We start from the raw sequence: 17,014 nt of genomic DNA, 5'->3' as shown, positions 1-17,014 counted from the left end.
TTCAGCTTTGCGCGCCGCTCAATATTTGGCGAGCACGGGCTGCAGCAGGCCGCCGCCGAAGCGATAGGTGACGCCCGCCGAGACGACGATCGGGTTGATCGGCAGCGACACTTTGACCGGAACGAAGATCGGGCCGAGCGCCGCCGCCCCCGGCACGAAAGCGACGGCCGTCGCGTGAACCATCGGATGAATGCCGATATATTTGACGTCGACGTTCACGCCCCAATGCTCGTTGAACATATAGTCGAAGCCGGCTTGGCCGACCACGCCCCAAGAGGGAGCGACAGTCGCCCATTGGAAGGTGGCGAGCGCTCCGGGCAGGCCGAGACCGGCCAGCGTCGAGCCCGCCGCGAAGGGGATGCCCCAGACATCGTTGTTGACGCGCGTGCCCCAGAAGGCCGTGAAATTCGCGCCGACGCCGAGATAGGGCTGGAACTGGCCGAAATTGGTGAAGTGATACTGCGCCATCAGGGACGGCGGGAACACCCAGGAGCGCGCGAAGTCGCTGGCGATGGTGCCCGTGCCCTGAATGTGATGCGGCGCGACGCAGCAGATCGCCTCGATCGCCCAGTTCTTGGTCAGGTAATAGGCGACGTCGAGCATGGGAACGATCGACGTCGAGGTGTTGGTGCTGGCGCCGGAGATCACGCCATTCGCGCCGGTGAGGCCCGAGAGGCGGCCGATGGAGCCGAGCGCCGGATGGGCGATGCCCTGATCATAGACAGTGCCATGGCCGTCCAGCGGAATGACGCTGCCGACCTTCAGGCGAACCTGGAAGGGCTGATAGCTGTCGACGAAGGCCGGCGGCGGCGGCTCCTTGAGCGACGAAAGGCCGTCGGCGCGCGAGACGAGGCCGGGCGCGAAGGGGTCGAAGTGCCAGTTGAGGCCGACGCGGACATTGTGGAAACGGGTCGGCGAATTCTGCGTCGCGGCGAAGACAGGCGTCGTCGCGCCGAGGATCGCCGCCGTGCCGCCGTTTAGAGAGACGGAATTGGCGTTGGTCGAGCCGAGATCGACATAGAGATATTCCGCCTTGACCGACCAATTCGGGATGGGCGACCATTCGACGCCGCCGCCCGCCGTCCAGCCGGTGCGCGTGTCGTCGGAATAGCCATGGCCGACTGCGGCTCCGGCGAAACCGGCGCCCACGGCGGCGAAATTATCCGCGAAGCCGACATTGTGGATCACCTGGCCATAGGCGAAGCCGCCCGTGCCATAGATCATCAGATTGGGAATGGACGGAAGCACGAAGCCGACGCGGCCGCGTACAGTGCCGAACCAGTCGACGCCCTTGGTCGAATCGGCGCTCTGCAGATGCGCGCCATTGCCGTCGAAGACGCCGACCGCCGATTTCGCCTTGCTCTCCACGTCTGTGGCCTGAATATCGGCCTCGAGGCCGAGAACTAGCCAGGGGTTGACCTGATGATTATAGCCGACCTGTCCGCCGCCGATGACGCCGTGCAAATCCTGCGAGGCGCCCCAGGCGGAGCCCAGCGGCGTGACCGGCGCGAGCGAGCCCGCCGAAATATAGCCGAGACCACCCGTCTCCCGGCTGGAATCGCCGAAGCCATAGCCGATGTTGATGCCGCCGTAGAGGCCGGTCCAGCTGAAAGCCGGGGGAGGAGGCGGCAACGGCGCGCTCTTCATCGAAGGAAGATCGGCCGCCTGAACCGTAGCGCTCGCTGCGGTCAACACGGATGCGGCGAGCGCGCCGCGCAAAACACTTCTCATCAGGCTCCCCCGTCGATTGATCTTAGGACGGCGCGCAAGGCGGCCGTCCGAGTCGGCGCTCAAATTGCTCCGATTTTCGACAGGAGGACTTGATCTAGATCAAGGACTGCCTCGTCTCACAATTCTTTCTCTACAGCTGTGACTCTTTGGCAACAGCTCGCGACAGTTGCCATTGCGCGGCGATCCTATTAATCGGGGGGCGAACCGCCGGATTCTGCGGCCTTTCTGGGGCGAAACGGCAGAATAGCGGGAGATTCGTCGGCGCCGCCCGCTCGGAAAGCTCGGTCGCGGCTGCGACAATTCGACTTACCCGAAACACGAGCCGAAGTCCGCGGCGAGGCCGCGTCCGGCGGGGGAGACACAATGCTCGAAGCGGCCTTGGCGCATGGGCTGAAGACAGAGGAATATGAGCGCATCGTCGCGCTGATCGGCCGCGCGCCGAGCCTCACCGAGCTCGGAATATTCTCGGCCATGTGGAACGAGCATTGTTCCTACAAGTCTTCGCGCATTCATCTGCGCAAGCTGCCCACCAAAGCGCCCTGGGTCATCAAAGGGCCGGGCGAGAACGCCGGCGTCATCGACATTGGCGGGGGCGACGCCTGCGTCTTCAAGATGGAGAGCCATAACCACCCGTCCTTCATCGAGCCTTATCAAGGCGCGGCGACGGGCGTGGGCGGCATATTGCGCGATGTCTTCACAATGGGCGCGCGGCCGATCGCCTGTTTGAATCTCCTGCGCTTCGGCAAGCCGGCGCATCCAAAGACGCGGCGGCTGGTCGCCGGAGTGGTCGCCGGCGTCGGCGGCTATGGCAATTCCTTCGGCGTGCCGACGGTCGGCGGCTCGACCGAATTCGACGAATCCTATGACGGCAATATTCTCGTCAACGCCATGGCGGTCGGCCTCGCCCGCACGGATTCGATTTTCTATTCGGCGGCGGCCGGCGTCGGCAATCCGATCGTCTATCTCGGCTCCAAGACCGGCCGCGACGGCATTCACGGCGCCAGCATGGCCTCCGCCTCCTTCGAGGCCGACGCCGAGGAGAAACGTCCGACCGTGCAGGTCGGCGACCCCTTCTCGGAAAAGCTTCTGCTCGAAGCCTGTCTCGAGCTGATGGCCTCGGGCGCCGTCATCGCGATCCAGGACATGGGCGCGGCCGGCCTCACTTCTTCAGCCGTGGAAATGGGCGCCAAGGGCAATCTCGGCATAGAACTCGATCTCGACGCCCTGCCCTGCCGCGAAGAAGGCATGACCGCCTATGAGATGATGCTCTCGGAGAGCCAGGAGCGCATGCTCATGGTGCTGAAGCCCGAGCAGGAGAAAGAGGCCGAGGCCATTTTCGTGAAATGGGGCCTCGATTTCGCGATCATCGGCAAGACCACCGATAATCTGCGTTTCGTGGTCAAGCATAAGGGCGTCGTCGAGGCCGATCTGCCGATCAAGGAACTGGGCGACGAGGCTCCGCTCTACGACCGCCCCCATGTCCCGACGCCAAAGCCGCCGGTTCTCGATGCGGCTTCGATCGCGCCGCTCGGCTCCAATGCGCGCGCGCTGCTCGCCCTGCTGGCGACGCCGGACCTCTGCTCCAAGCGCTGGGTGTGGGAGCAATATGACCATCTGATCCTCGGCAATACGGTGCGCGCGCCGGGCGGCGACGCCGCCGTCGTGCGCATCCGCGAGGGGCGCAAGGGATTGGTTCTGACCACCGACGTAACGGCGCGCTATTGCGCGGCCGATCCGGCGGAGGGCGGCCGCCAAGCTGTCGCGGAGGCCTGGCGCAATATTTCGGCGCGCGGCGGCCAGCCTTTGGCGCTCACCGACAATCTCAATTTCGGCAATCCCGAAAAGCCCGAGATCATGGGCCAGTTCGTCGGCTGCCTGCAAGGCATTGGCGAGGCGGCGCGGGCGCTCGACTTCCCGATCGTCTCCGGCAATGTCTCGCTCTACAATGAGACGCAGGGTACGGGCATTCTGCCGACCCCGGCGATCGGCGGCGTCGGCGTGATATCGGATGTCGCGCTCGCCTCCACCATCGCTTTGCCCGAGGGCGGCAAGACCATTCTGCTCATCGGCGAGACGACAGGCTGGCTCGGCCAGTCGCTCTATCTGCGCGATCTCGCCGGCCGCCGCGACGGCGCGCCGCCGCCGGTCGATCTCGAGGCCGAGAAGCGCAATGGCGATTTCGTGCGCGCGCTCGTGCTCGAGCAGCGGGCGCTCGCCGTCCATGATCTCTCGGACGGCGGCCTCGCCGTGGCGCTCGCCGAAATGGCGATCGCCGGCGGCGTCGGCGCGACCATAGACCGCCTGCCGGAAGGCCCGGCCCATGCGGTCCTCTTCGGCGAGGATCAGGCGCGCTATCTGGTCGTGGCCGAGCCGGCGGAAGCGGCGGCGATCGAGGTCGATGCGAAGGCCGCGGGCGTGGCGGTTCTCGCTCTCGGCGCGACCGGCGGAAACGAGTTGCATCTTCCCGGCGAGGCGCCGATATTGCTTTGCGACGTGCAACATGCGCAGCAGGCGCCGTTGCCGGCCTATATGGCCGGGGACGACAGCGTCTTCGCTCTAGGCTTTTAGGAGGTCGAAGCGCAATGGCGATGGAAAGAACTGAAATCGAGCGTCTCATCAAGGCGGCCATTCCGGACGCCGTGATCGAGATCACCGCGCTCGCCGACGACGGCGATCATTGGGCCGCCTCGGTGAAGTCGGAGACCTTTCGCGGCAAGAGCCGCGTGCAGCAGCATCAGATGGTCAACAAGGCTTTCGGCGAGCGCCTCGGCGGCGAGCTGCATGCTCTGGCGCTGACCACGATCGCTCTCTAAAATCGTTTCTACGCCCGGCGGCGCTCGCCGGGCCGCCTGCAACGGAACCTTGAATTCCGCTAGACGAGGTAATCCCAATGTCCGAATCCACCACTACCGCGATCAAGAACGAGATCGACAGCGCCGATGTCGTGCTGTTCATGAAGGGCACGCCCGCCGCGCCGCAGTGCGGCTTCTCCATGCAGGTCTGCCAGATTCTCGGCCATGTCGGCGTTCCCTTCAAGAGCGTCAATGTGCTGGCCGATCCCTTCATTCGCGACGGCATCAAAGCCTATTCGCAATGGCCGACGATTCCCCAGCTCTATGTGAAGGGCGAGTTCATCGGCGGCTGCGACATCACCCGCGAGATGTTCCAGTCCGGCGAGCTGACCGCGCTCTTCGATAAGGAAGGCATTCCGCACGGGCAGACGGCCAAGGCGTAAGAAACCGGCGCCAGCCATTCTATCCGCCGGTCCGCTCTGTTTTTGCACGGCGGCCGCTCGCCGCGGACGCGTAATTGCGTCCGCGGCTCGATTCGCTGGATTTCATTTGCACCGTGAGGGCCGGCTTCCGGCCCACGAGATTTGCTGTCGATGCGGCAAAGCGTGCGCTCGCACCACACCTACGGACTCTCTCCGATAGCCAGCCCTGCCCGCGGTATGGAATATCCTGCGCACGCCAGATCGCGCCGCGCAGTTTTTCGCCGATCGGCGCATGTTTGCTGGATCGGAGCCGATGATGGATATCTCCTATTGCGTTCACGCTGAGAAAGCGATCGACGATTTCACAGCGCAGGATGGAACGATCCGGTTCTACAATTTCGTGAAGGCCATCATGTTGCGCGAAAAAGTCGAAAATGTCCTCGACTTCGGCGCTGGGCGCGGCGCGTTCTGGTCGGACACGCAATCCGCCTACCGTCGCCACCTTCGGGACTTGCGCACGACGGGCGCACGAGTCACGGCGGCCGACATAGACGAAGCTGTCTTGAGCCATCCTTGCTCGCATGAGCAGGCGCTGCTCGTACCCGACGCGCCATTGCCCTTCCCGGATGGAGCTTTCGATCTCATCGTGTCTGATACGACTTTCGAGCACCTCGAACATCCCGAGGTCGTCGCCAAGGAGCTCTTGAGAGTTCTAAAGCCGGAAGGCTATATCTGCGCGCGGACGCCGAACCGGTGGGGCTACGTCAGGCTGGCGAGCAATCTTCTACCGAACAGATTCCACGTCGGGGTGCTGAAGTCGGTTCAGCCCGGCCGCGATGCGTCAGATATTTTCCCGACATTCTACCGATTGAACAGCCCACAACAAGCAAAGCGGGTCTTTCGCGGGAAGCCGGTCTATCACTACTACGACAGCGGCGAGCCCTCCTATTATTTTGGAAGTCCCTGGCTCTATCGAGCCTTCAACCTGCTCCACAGAATTCTTCCGGCCCCGCTCTCGACCTCGGTCTGCCTGTTCATCCGCCAGCAGTGACGCAGCCGCCGCTGATCGTCACCCGCCGATTGTCACGCCCTTCATGCGGGCGAAAGTGATCGCCAGCAAGGCTACATGCTGCGCATTAACGATGGCCCCGCCGAGCGCGAGATCGAGCGCCTCGCGCCAGGGGACGCGCTCGACGCGAATATCCTCGCCGCTGTCGAGATTCAGAGGCGCCACCTCTTTCGCGCCCTCGCCATAGAGGACGTGAATCCAATTGGTGTGGGTCGCCGGATTGGGCGAAAGACGCGCCAAATGTCGCAATGATGGCGCGGCGTGTCCGGTTTCTTCCAGCAGCTCGCGCGCCCCGGCGGCGACGGGATCGCTCTCATGCGGGTCCATTCTGCCGCCCGGCAGCTCCAGCGACGCCACGCCGGCGCCATGGCGATATTGGCGCACCATGAGCAGACGGTCCTCCTCGTCCAGCGCGACGACATGGACCCAATCGGAATATTCCAGCACGTAATAGGGATCGAGCGAGACGCCGCGCTGCGTCACGCAATGATCCGCGCGCAGCGTGAGCCAAGAATCCTGCACGAGCGTCTGCGAGGAGCGGACCTTCCAGGGCCGCAATATGTCGTCGGTCAAAGCGCCATCCTCAGGGCGTCGGCCGCGAGGAGAGCTCCGCCGTGCGCGTCACCAGAGAGCGGCCCTCTTCCGAATCCCAATTGGCCGGACCCTGCATCAGGCCGATCTGGCAGCCGGAGCCGTCGATCAAAAAGGTCGTCGGCAGGCCCAGCGCCTGACCGCTCTGGCGCAGCTGGAAGAAGATTTCCGCTTTGGGATCGGCGTAATAGGCGAGATTCTTCGCGCCGATCTCGCCGAGGAAGGCCTTGGGCCGTTCGAGCCTGGAGGTGTCGACATTGATCGTCACCACCTCGAACTTGTCCGAGCCGGCCGCCGCCTGCAGACGGTCCAGCGCGGCCATTTCGCCGCGGCAGGGCACGCACCATGTGGCCCAGAGGTTGAGCAGCACGGTCTTGCCCTTGAAGTCCTCGAGCTTGCGCTTCTGGCCGTCCGGCCCGGTGAAGGTCACCTCCGGCATGGGCTCGGGCGCGCTCGCTATGGCCATGGCCGCGACCTCGCCCTTGGCGAGCGCCGACACGCGCTGCGAGGTGTCGCGGGAGGCGGCGCAGGCCTGGCTCATCGCGCTCGTCTTGCCGCTAGAGCCGCCGTTCACGTATAGAACGCCGGCGACGGCGGCGACGACGAGAGTCGCGCCCGCGATTTTCGGCAGATTGCCTCGGCTGGAGCTTTCCATCTGGTCGGTCATCGATCCTGTTCCGCGAGGAGTTATGACGAGCAAAATATGGGGCGGCCGCTTTCAAAGCGCAACCGACGCGATTCTGGAGGCGATCAACGTCTCCATCGATTTCGATAAGCGCCTCGGTCCACAGGACGTGAGAGGCTCGCTCGCGCATGTCGCCATGCTGGCCGAAACCGGCATAGTCGCGCCCGAGGACGCCACCGCCATCACGCGTGGTCTAGAACAAATCCGCGGCGAAATCGAGGAGGGGCGCTTTACCTTCTCGCGCGCGCTCGAGGACATTCATATGAATGTCGAGTCCCGCCTCGCCGAGCTCATCGGCCCGGCGGCCGGACGGCTGCATACGGCGCGCTCGCGCAACGACCAGGTGGCGACCGACTTCCGCCTCTATGTCCGCGACGCGATCGACGACATAGACGCGCAATTGGCCGATCTCCAGCTCGCCCTCGCCGAGAAGGCGCTGGAGGAGGCCGGCAGCGTCATGCCGGGCTTCACCCATCTGCAATCGGCGCAGCCCGTCACTTTCGGCCATCATCTGCTGGCCTATGTCGAAATGCTGGCGCGCGACCGCGGCCGCTTTGCCGACGCCCGCGCGCGGCTCAACGAATCGCCGCTGGGCGCGGCGGCGCTGGCCGGCACCTCCTTCCCCATCGATCGCGAGAAGACGGCGAAAGCGCTCGGCTTCGCGCGGCCGACGGCCAATTCCTTGGACAGCGTCTCCGATCGCGATTTCGTGCTGGAGACGCTTTCCGCAATGGCGATCTCGGCGACGCATCTCTCGCGTTTCGCGGAGGAAATCGTGTTGTGGACGACCTCGCAATTCGCCTTTGTCGCGCTCTCCGACAAATTCACCACCGGCTCCTCAATCATGCCGCAGAAGCGCAATCCCGACGCCGCCGAGCTGGTGCGCGGCAAGACGGGACGCATCATCGGCGCGCTGCAGGCGATGCTTGTCGTGATGAAGGGCCTGCCGCTCGCCTATTCCAAGGATATGCAGGAGGATAAGGAAGGCACATTCGACGCGCTCGACAATTTCACGCTCTGCGTGGCGGCGATGGCCGGCATGATTCGCGACATGAGCGTCGATCGCCCCCGAATGCGCAAGGCGGCGGGCGCCGGCTACGCCACGGCGACCGACCTCGCCGATTGGCTGGTGCGCGCGCTGAATCTGCCGTTCCGCGAGGCGCATCATGTGACGGGCCGCATCGTCGGCATCGCCGCCGAGCGCAATGTCGGCCTCGAGAAGCTGCCGCTGGAGACGATGCAGGAGGTCGAGCCGCGCATCACTGAGGATGTGTTCAGCGTGCTCGGCGTCGAGAAATCGGTGAAGAGCCGCGTGAGCTACGGCGGCACGGCGCCGGAGAATGTGCGCAAGCAGGCGCGCCGCTGGCTGAAGCAATTGGCGAAGAAGTGAGAGTGAGCAGGGCGATCGGGTGAAGGGCCGCCACCCTCGCCCTCATGCTGAGGAGGCTCCGCAGGAGCCGTCTCGAAGCACGAGGGCGAGCTCCAGAAGGCGGCGCACGAAGGTTCCTCGTCCTTCGAGACGCCCGCTACGCGGGCTCCTCAGGATGAGGAAACCTTCACCCGATCACCCTGTGAGAGTGAGCGCGCGGTCTCGTCATCCGCGCGCTTTCGTCTATAGTGCCGGCCCGATCCGGCTCCGATGGATGAGACATATGGCTGATCTGCTCCGGCCGCGTTCGGCGGCGACGCTTCTGATTCTCGCGCTTGCGCTCTCCGGCTGCGGACGGCGCGGCCCGCTCGACTATCCGCCGGAGGTCGCGGCGCGGCCCAAGGCCGTGGTCGTGCAGAAGACGACGCTGACGCCTGTCGGCGGCAAGACGCCGGTCGCCGAGGATGTGAAGGCGGTGGAATATATCCCCGGCACGCCGGGCTATCGGCCGCCCGAGCAATATCCTTTCATCCTCGATCCCCTGCTGGACTGAAACGAGCGACATGCATCACTTCGACTATCGCGCCGGCGCGCTGCACGCCGACGATGTTCCGTTGGCGAAAATCGCCGAGCAGGTCGGAACGCCCTTCTACTGCTATTCGGCGACGACGATCCGCCGGCATTTCCAGGTCTTCTCGGCGGCCTTCGCCGGGCTCGACGCTCTGGTCTGCTATGCGCTGAAGGCCAATTCCAATCAGGCCGTGCTGACGCTGCTCGCCGGCCTCGGCGCGGGGATGGACGTCGTCTCCGGCGGCGAGCTGAAGCGCGCCCGCGCCGCTGGCGTTCCCGCGAGCAAGATCACATTTTCTGGCGTCGGCAAGACGCAGGCCGAGATCGCGCTCGCCATCGACGAGGGCATTTTCTGCTTCAATGTGGAGTCGGAGCCCGAGCTCGCCGAGATTTCCCGCATCGCCTCCGCTAAGGCCAAGCGCGCGCATGTCTCGCTACGCGTCAATCCCGACGTCGACGCCAAGACCCACGCCAAAATTTCGACCGGCCTCGCCGAGAATAAATTCGGCGTGCCTTTGTCGCGCGCGCGCGAAATCTACGCCCATGCGGCGAAGCTGCCCGGCCTCGAGGTCACGGGCGTCGATATGCATATCGGCTCGCAGATCACCGATCTTTCGCCCTTCGACGAGGCTTTCTCTTTGCTCGCCGAGCTGGTCGCGGGGCTGCGCGCCGATGGGCACAAAATCTCCCATGTCGATCTCGGCGGCGGGCTCGGCATTCCCTATCACGAGGGCGAGGACCCGGCCTCTTATCACCCGGATCGCTACGCCGAAATCGTGCGCCGACATATCGCCGGGCTCGGGTGCAAATTGCTGTTCGAGCCGGGACGGCTCATCGTCGGCAATTCGGGAATATTGGTCACGCGCGTGCTCTATGTGAAGCAGGGCGAGGCCAAATCATTCGTCATCGTCGATGCTGGCATGAATGATCTCGTGCGCCCGACGCTCTATGACGCCTGGCACGAGCTGATCCCGGTCGCGCAGGCTGCGCCGTCGCATCCGCGCATTATTGCCGATGTCGTCGGGCCGGTGTGCGAGACCGGCGATTACATCGCGCTCGGCCGCTCCATCCCGGAGCCGGCGCAGGGCGATCTCTTGGCCATTCTGACGGCCGGCGCCTATGGCGCGGTGCAGGCGGGCACCTACAACAGCCGCCCGCTCGTGCCGGAGGTTCTCGTCGATGGCGACAAATGGGCCGTGGTGCGCGAGCGCCCGAGCGTGGAGCAGCTGATCGCGCTGGACGCTGTGCCGGAGTGGCTGCGGAAGTAAGGGGCTTCGCGTCGTATTTTTGAAAGGCGTATACATGCGGAGTTTTTCGTCTTTTGAATTGCCGGCGTCGGCGCTGCTCCTGGCTGTTTGCGCGCTCCTCCTTACGGGAACGCCGGCGCTGACGGAGGAGGCCACTTGGTTCTTCGAGGCGAAAAACGACGCTAGTCCCGCCAAATTCGGCTTTACGAGCGGTTCTTCAGGCGAGTCGGTATTCGTCTCCGGCGCCTGCGAGAAGAATGTCCATCTCGACGTCGCCTTCAAGCTCTCCGCCTTGGCGGAACTGGTCAAATCCGGGGCCTATCCTTCGATCAATTTCGTGATGGACGGCGCGGCCGAGAAATTCGCCATCGATCGACTGAATATGAACGAAAGCGGACCGTCGATGTGGACGCCGACGATCGAAGGCCTTCCGAAGGAATTCTTCGAGAAATGGGCCAAAGCGAAGAAGGTGTCGGTTCAATTGCTGGCCGACGAAAAGGTGCTGGACATTTATCAGGCGTCGACCGACCGCGGCCGCTCGAAAGCCATCGCGAAGGTGGCAAAGGAATGTTTTTGACGGGTCTTTCGGCCCAGGCCCGGCTCAGCTCAAGAACTTCAGCGCCGCGAGCAGAAATCCGCCGAGCGCCATTTGCGTGACGACGAGCCAGCGGAAAATATCGACCTTGAGGTTGGCGGAGGAGGTCTCGATCTTGGCCTCGACCTCGCGAATATCCGATTTGGTGGCGAGAAGGCCGGCGTCGATCTCGCGAAACGCCTCGACGACGCCGATGGCCTGCTCTTCCGAGAAGCCTCTCTTGCGTAAAACCTGCACGATGGCGAGGGTGTCGATCGTCAGAGCGGTCATAGACGCAAAGATAGCATGTCGGCGGCTCCGTTCAACTTTCCCGCGACGACATTCGTCCTGACGATTCTGCTGGCCCCCTCCCTCACCCTCCCCCGCTTTGCGGGAGAGGGGCGGCCGGCGTTGCCCAAACCGTTGTCTTGGGCGGAGTCTGCTCCCTCTCCCGCAAAGCGGGGGAGGGCTGGGGAGGGGGCTTACGCCCGCCCCTCGACGCTCTTCTCGATGATCTGCGCGAGATCGGTCATGATCGCGTTGAGATCATAGTTCTTCGGCGTGTAGACCGCCGCCACGCCATTCTCGCGCAGCAGCTTCTCGTCCGCCGGCGGGATGATGCCGCCGACGACCAGCGGCACCTCGCTGAGGCCCTTCTCCTTCATCAGCCGCAGCACCTCATGCGCCAGCGTGACATGCGAGCCGGAGAGGATGGAGAGGCCGACGCAATGCGCGCCTTCCTTCTGCGCCGTCTCGACCAGTTCCGCGGGCGTCGAGCGAATGCCGGCATAGATCACGTCGAAGCCGGCGTCGCGGGCGCGCACGGCGATCTGCTCGGCGCCGTTGGAATGGCCGTCGAGACCCGGCTTGCCGACCAGGAATTTGGCGCGCTGGCCGATCTTGGTGGAGACGCGCTGCACCTCCTCGCGCACCGCGTCGAGCTGGCCGCCGACCTGCCGCGCCGTGGCGGAGACGCCGGTCGGCGCGCGATATTCGCCGAACACGCCGCGCAGCACGGTTCCCCATTCGCCCGTCGTGACGCCGGCCTTGGCGGCGGCGATCGAGGGCTCGACCATATTGCGGCCTTCCTTCGCCGCGCGGACCAGCTCGTCGAGCGCCGCCTGCGCGGCCTTGGCGTCGCGCTGCTCGCGCCAGGCGTTCAGCCGCGCGATCTGCTCGGCCTCGACATGCTCCGGCACGACCATGATCTGATTGTCGCCCGCAGTGAGCGGCGAAGGCTCGCCCTCGGTGAACTTATTGACGCCGACGACGATCTGCTCGCCGGCCTCGATCGACTCGAGCCGCGCGGTATTGGATTCGACCAGCTTCGACTTCATATAGCCGAGCTCGACCGCCGCGGCGGCGCCGCCCAGCTCGTCGATCTTCTTCAGCTCGGCGACGGCCTCTTCCTTCAGCGCCGCGACCTTTTTGGCGATCACCGGATTGCCGTCGAAAATATCGCCAAATTCCAGAAGGTCGGTCTCATAGGCCATGATCTGCTGCATGCGCAGCGACCATTGCTGATCGAAGGGCCGCGGCAGGCCGAGCGCCTCGTTCCACGCCGGCAGCTGCACGGCGCGGGCGCGCGCATTCTTGGACAGCACGACGGCCAGCGACTCGATCAATATGCGATAGACGTTGTTCTCCGGCTGCTGCTCGGTGAGGCCGAGAGAATTCACCTGCACGCCATAGCGGAAGCGGCGGGATTTCTCGTCCGTGACGCCATAGCGATCGCGGGTGATCTCGTCCCACAGCTCGACGAAAGCGCGCATCTTGCACAGCTCGGTGACGAAGCGCATTCCGGCATTGACGAAGAAGGAGATGCGTCCGACGACCTCGGCGAAATCCTTTTCCGAAAGGCCGGCGGTCCTCACCCCGTCGAGAATGGCGCAAGCGGTGGCGAGCGCATAGGCCAGCTCCTGCGCCGGCGTCGCGCCGGCCTCCTGCAGATGGTAGGAGCAGACATTCATCGGGTTGAACTTCGGACACTCTTTCGTCGTGAAGAGAATGAGGTCCTGCGTCAGCCGCAGCGACTGCGCCGGCGGAAACACATAAGAGCCGCGCGAAAGATATTCCTTGATGATGTCGTTCTGCGTCGTGCCTTGCAGCTTTCCGCGCGGCGCGCCTTGCTCGTCCGCCGCGGCGATATAGAGCGCGAACAGCCAGACGGCGGTGGCGTTGATGGTCATCGACGTGTTCATATCCGCGATCGGAATGCCGTCGAACAGCGTGCGCATGTCGCCGAGATGCGACACCGGCACGCCGACCTTGCCGACCTCGCCGCGCGAGAGAATGTGGTCGCTGTCATAGCCGGTCTGGGTCGGCAGATCGAAAGCGATGGAGAGACCCGTCTGGCCCTTGGCGAGGTTGGAGCGATAGAGAAGGTTCGACTCCTTGGCCGTGGAATGGCCGGCATAGGTGCGGAACAGCCAGGGCTTGTCGCGACGGGGTGCGGATTCGGTCATGTGTTCGGTCCCTCCGGGACTTGCGATAACATAAGACGCAGGCGGGACGGAAGCGGGCGCCAGGGCGATCGGGTGAACGAGAAGCGGCGCACGGAAAGGCGTTTCCACCTCCCCCTCGAGGGGGGAGGTCGAGCGCCGAAGGCGATCGGGAGGGGGTGAACGCCCGAGTCTTTTTCGTGGAACCCCACCCCGGATGGCTGCGCCATCCGACCCTCCCCCTGAAGGGGAGGGTGAGCGCGCCCATTGGGGCGTTTACCTGATCGGCCCAGGTCAGCCGCTCTTGCGGCCGAGCGCCCGCTCCATGGCATAGACGCGCAAAGCCGAGGAGAGATTGGCGCGGCCACGGCCGGCGTCTATGCGGGCGACGAGGCCGGCGAGCGAGCAGCCCTCCTCCTCGGACGCCGCCTTCAGCGCCTCCCAGAAAATGCGCTCCAGCGACACGCTGGTGCTGTGGCCGGCGATGACCAGCGAATGCTTGGCGACGGTCGAAGAATTGTCCTCCGCCGCCGTCGCCTCGGAGGTCGCGGCCCTCGTCGAGGGCGCGCGCGCGCGTTTGCGGGTCATGGTCTCATCGGTTCCGCGCTCCGGCGATCGGAAAATGTTCTGTCTTGTCCCAATAGAATGGCCTGACGCACAGCTCGCGCAAGGCGCGCCAGGAGGCGAGGGCCAGCATCAGGCTCCACAGCGGCCAGCGCAGCAGCGCCGGCCAGAGCCAGAGCATATCCGCCTCGCCCATGGCGACCGCGCGCGGCCAGGCGCTGGCCGCGAGACCGCCGGCGGCGATGAGGCAGAAGAGACCGCTGGCGAGGCCGTCGGCGAGCGTCTTCGGCGCCAGCAGCGCGCCGAAGCCCGCGTCATGGACGAGGCAGAGAAGAAAGATCGGCGCATGCAGCGGCGCGACGAAACCGCCCGCCAATAGGGCCAGCACTGTCGCGCCGCGCGCGGCGCCGAGATCGGCGAAATAGGCGGAAGGGTCGCGGCAATGGACCAGCGCCGTCTGCATCCAGCCCTTCATCCAGCGGCTGCGCTGCGCCACCAGCGCGGTAAAGCGCGTCGGCGCCTGCTCCTGCGTGCGCGAGGCGAAGGTGCGGACCGCATAGCCGCGCCGCGCCAGCCGCAGGCCGAGATCAGCGTCCTCCGTCACATTGAACGCGTCCCAGGCGCCGACGGCGCGCAGCGCGGAAAGGCGAAAATGATTGGAGGAGCCGCCGAGAAAAAAGGGCAGGCCCGCCGCCGAGGCGCCCTTGTCGATCACATCGAACAGGACGGCGTAGTCGATGCAGAACATGGCCGTCATCCAGCTGCGCCGATGATTGTGGATGAACAGGCTGGCCTGCAGGCAGGCGAGATTTTCATCCGCGACGGCGAATAGCGCAGCGGCGTCGCGCAGCTGGCTGCGGTCGGGCAGATCTTCCGCGTCGAAAACGGCGACGAGCGAGCCCCGCAGAAAGGGCGTCGCCACATTGAGCGCGCGCGGCTTGGTGCGCGGCGCGCCGGGCGGCGCGACGATGATCTCCCACCCCGGCCGCAGATGCGCGGCGCGCAGCGCGGCGGCGGTCGCGTCGTCGTCGCTTTCGACCACGAATTTGACGTCCAGCTTGGCGCGCGGATAGTCGATCGCGTCCAGCGCCTCGGTCAATTGCGGCACCACGCCGGCCTCGTCATAGAGCGCCACGATGATGGAATAGAGCGGCAGATCGCGCTCCTCCAGCGCCGGCGCGGCGCCGCGCGCCTCTTTGCGGATCGCGCAGAAATAGAGGCGCAGACCGATATTGGCGAGAAACAGCAGAGCGAGCAGCGCCGAGGCCGCGCGCGAGAGCGCGCCGGCCGGCGAGAGCCAGGCCGCGAGCAGAATGAGATTGCCGAGCGCGAAAGCGATGGGCGCGCGGCCGCCGAGCGCCCGCCGCGCCGCCAGCTCCGGCGCGACGCGCTCCACCGAATAGGCGGCGGCCTCGGCCAGCCGACGCGCCGAGGAGCGGCGCAGCGCCTCCTCGAAATGGGAGGGGCGCGTGATGGCGAAGAGCGGCCGCCCGGCGGAGGAGCGCGTCACGCCGACGAGCCGGGCGATGTCGTCGCCACGCGGCGCGAACAGCCAGCGCATCCCCCGCGGCGCCTCGGCGAGGCGGGCGTAGCCGCGCGCGGCGTCCTGCTCCAGGCTCTCGGACGGCTCCAGCGCGGGCGGCGCGTCGAGATAGGGGACGCGCAGCTCGGTCGCCAGAATGCGATAGAAGCGCTCCTCCGGGATCAGCCCTTCGGCGATCAGCGCGGCGTCCGCTTTCACGCCCTGCCGCCGGGCGATCGTCGCGCCATATTGCAGCATGACCAGCGGCGCGCCATGGGCGGCGAGAAAGGCGATCTCCGGGGGAAGCGGCCGGCCGGCGCCGGGCGCGGGCGTCTCCGGCGCCGGGCGCGCGCGCTGGCGGGCGAGCGTGGACTCGGGCTCGCGGCGGCGCGCGAAAGCGGCGCTTTCGTCGCGATGGGGCGCCGGCGGATACGGCGAAACCCTATCGACCGGATTCACGCTCATACGCTAATCTCCGCGACGCGCGGGCTCTGCCGCGCCGGGCGGCTGCGAGGCCTCGAATGATGTGCGAGAAAAGAACTGTGGCGGAAGCTTGGCGCAGAAGCGAAACTTTGACAAGCTTACGCTGCGCGCTCGCAGCGGTCATGGTGTCCGTCACCGCGCCGGCCGGCGCCGCGGACAACGTCGTCGCGGCGGCGCCCTCCTTCTGGGACCCGGCCCGCAAGCTGGAGAAGCCCGATCTCTCGGCGATCAAGCAGATCCGCTTCCTCACCGAGGATGATTTTCCGCCCTTCGATTTCGCTCTGCCGGACGGAACCATCGCCGGCTTCAACGTCGATCTGGCGCGCGCCATTTGCGAGGAGCTGGAGCTCTCCTGCACCATTCAGCGCCGTCGCTGGGACACGCTGGTCGCCGCACTGGACGAGAACGCCGGCGACGCCGCCATCGCCTCTTTCGCCATCACGCCCGAGACGCGCAAGAAGGTGGATTTCACCCAGCCCTATTACACGACGCCGGGCCGCTTCGTGGTGCGCAAGGATTCGGTGCTACCCGGCGCGACGCCCGAGGCGCTCGCCGATCGCACGATAGCGGTCGCCGCCGACAGCGCGCATGAGGCCTATCTGCGCAAATTCTTCCCCGCCTCCACGCTCGCGACCTATCCCAGCGCGCAGCAGGCGCGCACGGCGCTGAAGGAGGGCCGCGCCCATGCGATGTTCGGCGACGCCATCTCGCTGGCCTTTTGGCTGAACGGCGCCGACGCGGCCGATTGCTGCATGTTCAAGGACGGGCCTTACGCCGATCCCGCATTTTTCGGCGATGGCGTCGGCGTGGCGGTGCGGAAGAACAATGTGGCTCTGCGCCGCGCGCTGGATTACGCGCTGGCGCGCGTCGCGCAAAAGGGCGTCTACGCCGAGCTCTATCTGAAATATTTTCCCGTGGGGCCTTATTGAAAGGCCCCGTCCCCTCGCCGCCGAA

16 protein-coding genes are annotated in these 17,014 nt (G+C 65.5%); 9 read left to right on the top strand and 7 right to left on the bottom strand.

What is annotated here, in order from left to right; genetic code table 11:
- Positions 1-18: 18 nt before the first annotated feature.
- Positions 19-1,731 (bottom strand): OmpW family outer membrane protein, encoded by a 1,713-nt coding sequence (locus A1351_RS22770; protein ID WP_024878418.1) that lies wholly within the window; start codon positions 1,729-1,731, stop codon positions 19-21.
- Positions 1,732-2,094: 363 nt separating this feature from the next.
- Between A1351_RS22770 and purL the strand changes: the two genes are divergently transcribed.
- The 4 genes from purL (at position 2,095) to A1351_RS22750 (ending at position 5,996) form a co-directional block, all read left to right on the top strand.
- Entirely contained in the window at positions 2,095-4,299 is a 2,205-nt protein-coding gene (purL, locus tag A1351_RS22765) for a phosphoribosylformylglycinamidine synthase subunit PurL (protein ID WP_064034006.1), read from the top strand.
- 14 nt (positions 4,300-4,313) lie between these two features.
- Positions 4,314-4,544, top strand: a complete 231-nt coding sequence (locus A1351_RS22760; protein ID WP_064034005.1) for a BolA/IbaG family iron-sulfur metabolism protein — start codon at positions 4,314-4,316, stop codon at positions 4,542-4,544.
- A 77-nt stretch (positions 4,545-4,621) separates the two neighbouring features.
- Positions 4,622-4,966 (top strand): Grx4 family monothiol glutaredoxin, encoded by a 345-nt coding sequence (gene grxD, locus A1351_RS22755; RefSeq protein ID WP_024878415.1) that lies wholly within the window; start codon positions 4,622-4,624, stop codon positions 4,964-4,966.
- 271 nt (positions 4,967-5,237) lie between these two features.
- Complete coding sequence (locus A1351_RS22750; protein WP_083967469.1) at positions 5,238-5,996, top strand: class I SAM-dependent methyltransferase; 759 nt, start codon at positions 5,238-5,240, stop codon at positions 5,994-5,996.
- An 18-nt stretch (positions 5,997-6,014) separates the two neighbouring features.
- Here the strand turns inward: A1351_RS22750 and A1351_RS22745 are convergent, their stop codons facing one another.
- Both A1351_RS22745 and A1351_RS22740 read right to left on the bottom strand, forming a co-directional pair.
- Positions 6,015-6,587 (bottom strand): NUDIX hydrolase, encoded by a 573-nt coding sequence (locus A1351_RS22745; RefSeq protein ID WP_064034004.1) that lies wholly within the window; start codon positions 6,585-6,587, stop codon positions 6,015-6,017.
- 10 nt (positions 6,588-6,597) lie between these two features.
- Positions 6,598-7,272: a TlpA disulfide reductase family protein gene (locus A1351_RS22740; protein ID WP_064034003.1), complete on the bottom strand. Its 675-nt coding sequence runs from the start codon at positions 7,270-7,272 to the stop codon at positions 6,598-6,600.
- 22 nt (positions 7,273-7,294) lie between these two features.
- Between A1351_RS22740 and argH the strand changes: the two genes are divergently transcribed.
- The 4 genes from argH (at position 7,295) to A1351_RS22720 (ending at position 11,053) form a co-directional block, all read left to right on the top strand.
- Entirely contained in the window at positions 7,295-8,680 is a 1,386-nt protein-coding gene (argH, locus tag A1351_RS22735) for an argininosuccinate lyase (protein WP_064034002.1), read from the top strand.
- A 262-nt stretch (positions 8,681-8,942) separates the two neighbouring features.
- The gene (locus A1351_RS22730; protein WP_024878410.1) at positions 8,943-9,212 is read left to right on the top strand and encodes a lipoprotein; all 270 of its coding nucleotides are present in this window, start codon (positions 8,943-8,945) and stop codon (positions 9,210-9,212) included.
- A 10-nt stretch (positions 9,213-9,222) separates the two neighbouring features.
- Positions 9,223-10,497: a diaminopimelate decarboxylase gene (gene lysA / locus A1351_RS22725; protein ID WP_064034001.1), complete on the top strand. Its 1,275-nt coding sequence runs from the start codon at positions 9,223-9,225 to the stop codon at positions 10,495-10,497.
- 34 nt (positions 10,498-10,531) lie between these two features.
- Positions 10,532-11,053, top strand: a complete 522-nt coding sequence (locus tag A1351_RS22720; RefSeq protein ID WP_064034000.1) for a hypothetical protein — start codon at positions 10,532-10,534, stop codon at positions 11,051-11,053.
- 24 nt (positions 11,054-11,077) lie between these two features.
- On the opposite strand, the gene A1351_RS22715 is transcribed toward A1351_RS22720, so the two are convergent.
- The 4 genes from A1351_RS22715 to A1351_RS22700 all read right to left on the bottom strand — a co-directional run bounded on the left by A1351_RS22715 (position 11,078) and on the right by A1351_RS22700 (position 16,042).
- A complete protein-coding gene (locus A1351_RS22715; RefSeq protein ID WP_064033999.1) occupies positions 11,078-11,341 on the bottom strand; it encodes a hypothetical protein in 264 nt (87 codons plus the stop codon).
- A 191-nt stretch (positions 11,342-11,532) separates the two neighbouring features.
- Positions 11,533-13,515: a protein meaA gene (locus A1351_RS22710; protein WP_064033998.1), complete on the bottom strand. Its 1,983-nt coding sequence runs from the start codon at positions 13,513-13,515 to the stop codon at positions 11,533-11,535.
- Positions 13,516-13,785: 270 nt separating this feature from the next.
- Positions 13,786-14,079 carry a ribbon-helix-helix domain-containing protein gene (locus A1351_RS22705; protein WP_024878406.1) on the bottom strand — a complete coding sequence of 98 codons (294 nt, stop codon included), beginning with the start codon at positions 14,077-14,079 and terminating at the stop codon, positions 13,786-13,788.
- A gap of 4 nt (positions 14,080-14,083) precedes the next feature.
- Complete coding sequence (locus A1351_RS22700) at positions 14,084-16,042, bottom strand: glycosyltransferase (protein WP_083967468.1); 1,959 nt, start codon at positions 16,040-16,042, stop codon at positions 14,084-14,086.
- Between the two features lie 140 nt (positions 16,043-16,182).
- Here A1351_RS22700 and A1351_RS22695 point away from each other — a divergent pair, with 140 nt between their 5' ends.
- Positions 16,183-16,989: a transporter substrate-binding domain-containing protein gene (locus A1351_RS22695; protein WP_024878404.1), complete on the top strand. Its 807-nt coding sequence runs from the start codon at positions 16,183-16,185 to the stop codon at positions 16,987-16,989.
- The last annotated feature ends 25 nt before the right edge of the window (positions 16,990-17,014 follow it).

It is taken from the genome of Methylosinus sp. R-45379, assembly GCF_001644125.1.
GTDB lineage: Bacteria > Pseudomonadota > Alphaproteobacteria > Rhizobiales > Beijerinckiaceae > Methylosinus.
This window is presented reverse-complemented; position numbering and strand designations above follow the sequence as displayed.

Bases quoted from the DNA above. Each gene is read 5' to 3' on its own strand.
- argH (WP_064034002.1), top strand. From the start codon at position 7,295: ATGACGAGCAAAATATGGGGCGGCCGCTTTCAAAGCGCAACCGACGCG.
- A1351_RS22710 (WP_064033998.1), bottom strand. From the start codon at position 13,515: ATGACCGAATCCGCACCCCGTCGCGACAAGCCCTGGCTGTTCCGCACC.
- A1351_RS22760 (WP_064034005.1), top strand. From the start codon at position 4,314: ATGGCGATGGAAAGAACTGAAATCGAGCGTCTCATCAAGGCGGCCATT.
- grxD (WP_024878415.1), top strand. From the start codon at position 4,622: ATGTCCGAATCCACCACTACCGCGATCAAGAACGAGATCGACAGCGCC.
- purL (WP_064034006.1), top strand. From the start codon at position 2,095: ATGCTCGAAGCGGCCTTGGCGCATGGGCTGAAGACAGAGGAATATGAG.
- lysA (WP_064034001.1), top strand. From the start codon at position 9,223: ATGCATCACTTCGACTATCGCGCCGGCGCGCTGCACGCCGACGATGTT.
- A1351_RS22715 (WP_064033999.1), bottom strand. From the start codon at position 11,341: ATGACCGCTCTGACGATCGACACCCTCGCCATCGTGCAGGTTTTACGC.
- A1351_RS22750 (WP_083967469.1), top strand. From the start codon at position 5,238: ATGTTTGCTGGATCGGAGCCGATGATGGATATCTCCTATTGCGTTCAC.
- A1351_RS22740 (WP_064034003.1), bottom strand. From the start codon at position 7,272: ATGACCGACCAGATGGAAAGCTCCAGCCGAGGCAATCTGCCGAAAATC.
- A1351_RS22705 (WP_024878406.1), bottom strand. From the start codon at position 14,079: ATGACCCGCAAACGCGCGCGCGCGCCCTCGACGAGGGCCGCGACCTCC.
- A1351_RS22695 (WP_024878404.1), top strand. From the start codon at position 16,183: ATGGTGTCCGTCACCGCGCCGGCCGGCGCCGCGGACAACGTCGTCGCG.
- A1351_RS22700 (WP_083967468.1), bottom strand. From the start codon at position 16,042: ATGAGCGTGAATCCGGTCGATAGGGTTTCGCCGTATCCGCCGGCGCCC.
- A1351_RS22720 (WP_064034000.1), top strand. From the start codon at position 10,532: ATGCGGAGTTTTTCGTCTTTTGAATTGCCGGCGTCGGCGCTGCTCCTG.
- A1351_RS22730 (WP_024878410.1), top strand. From the start codon at position 8,943: ATGGCTGATCTGCTCCGGCCGCGTTCGGCGGCGACGCTTCTGATTCTC.
- A1351_RS22770 (WP_024878418.1), bottom strand. From the start codon at position 1,731: ATGAGAAGTGTTTTGCGCGGCGCGCTCGCCGCATCCGTGTTGACCGCA.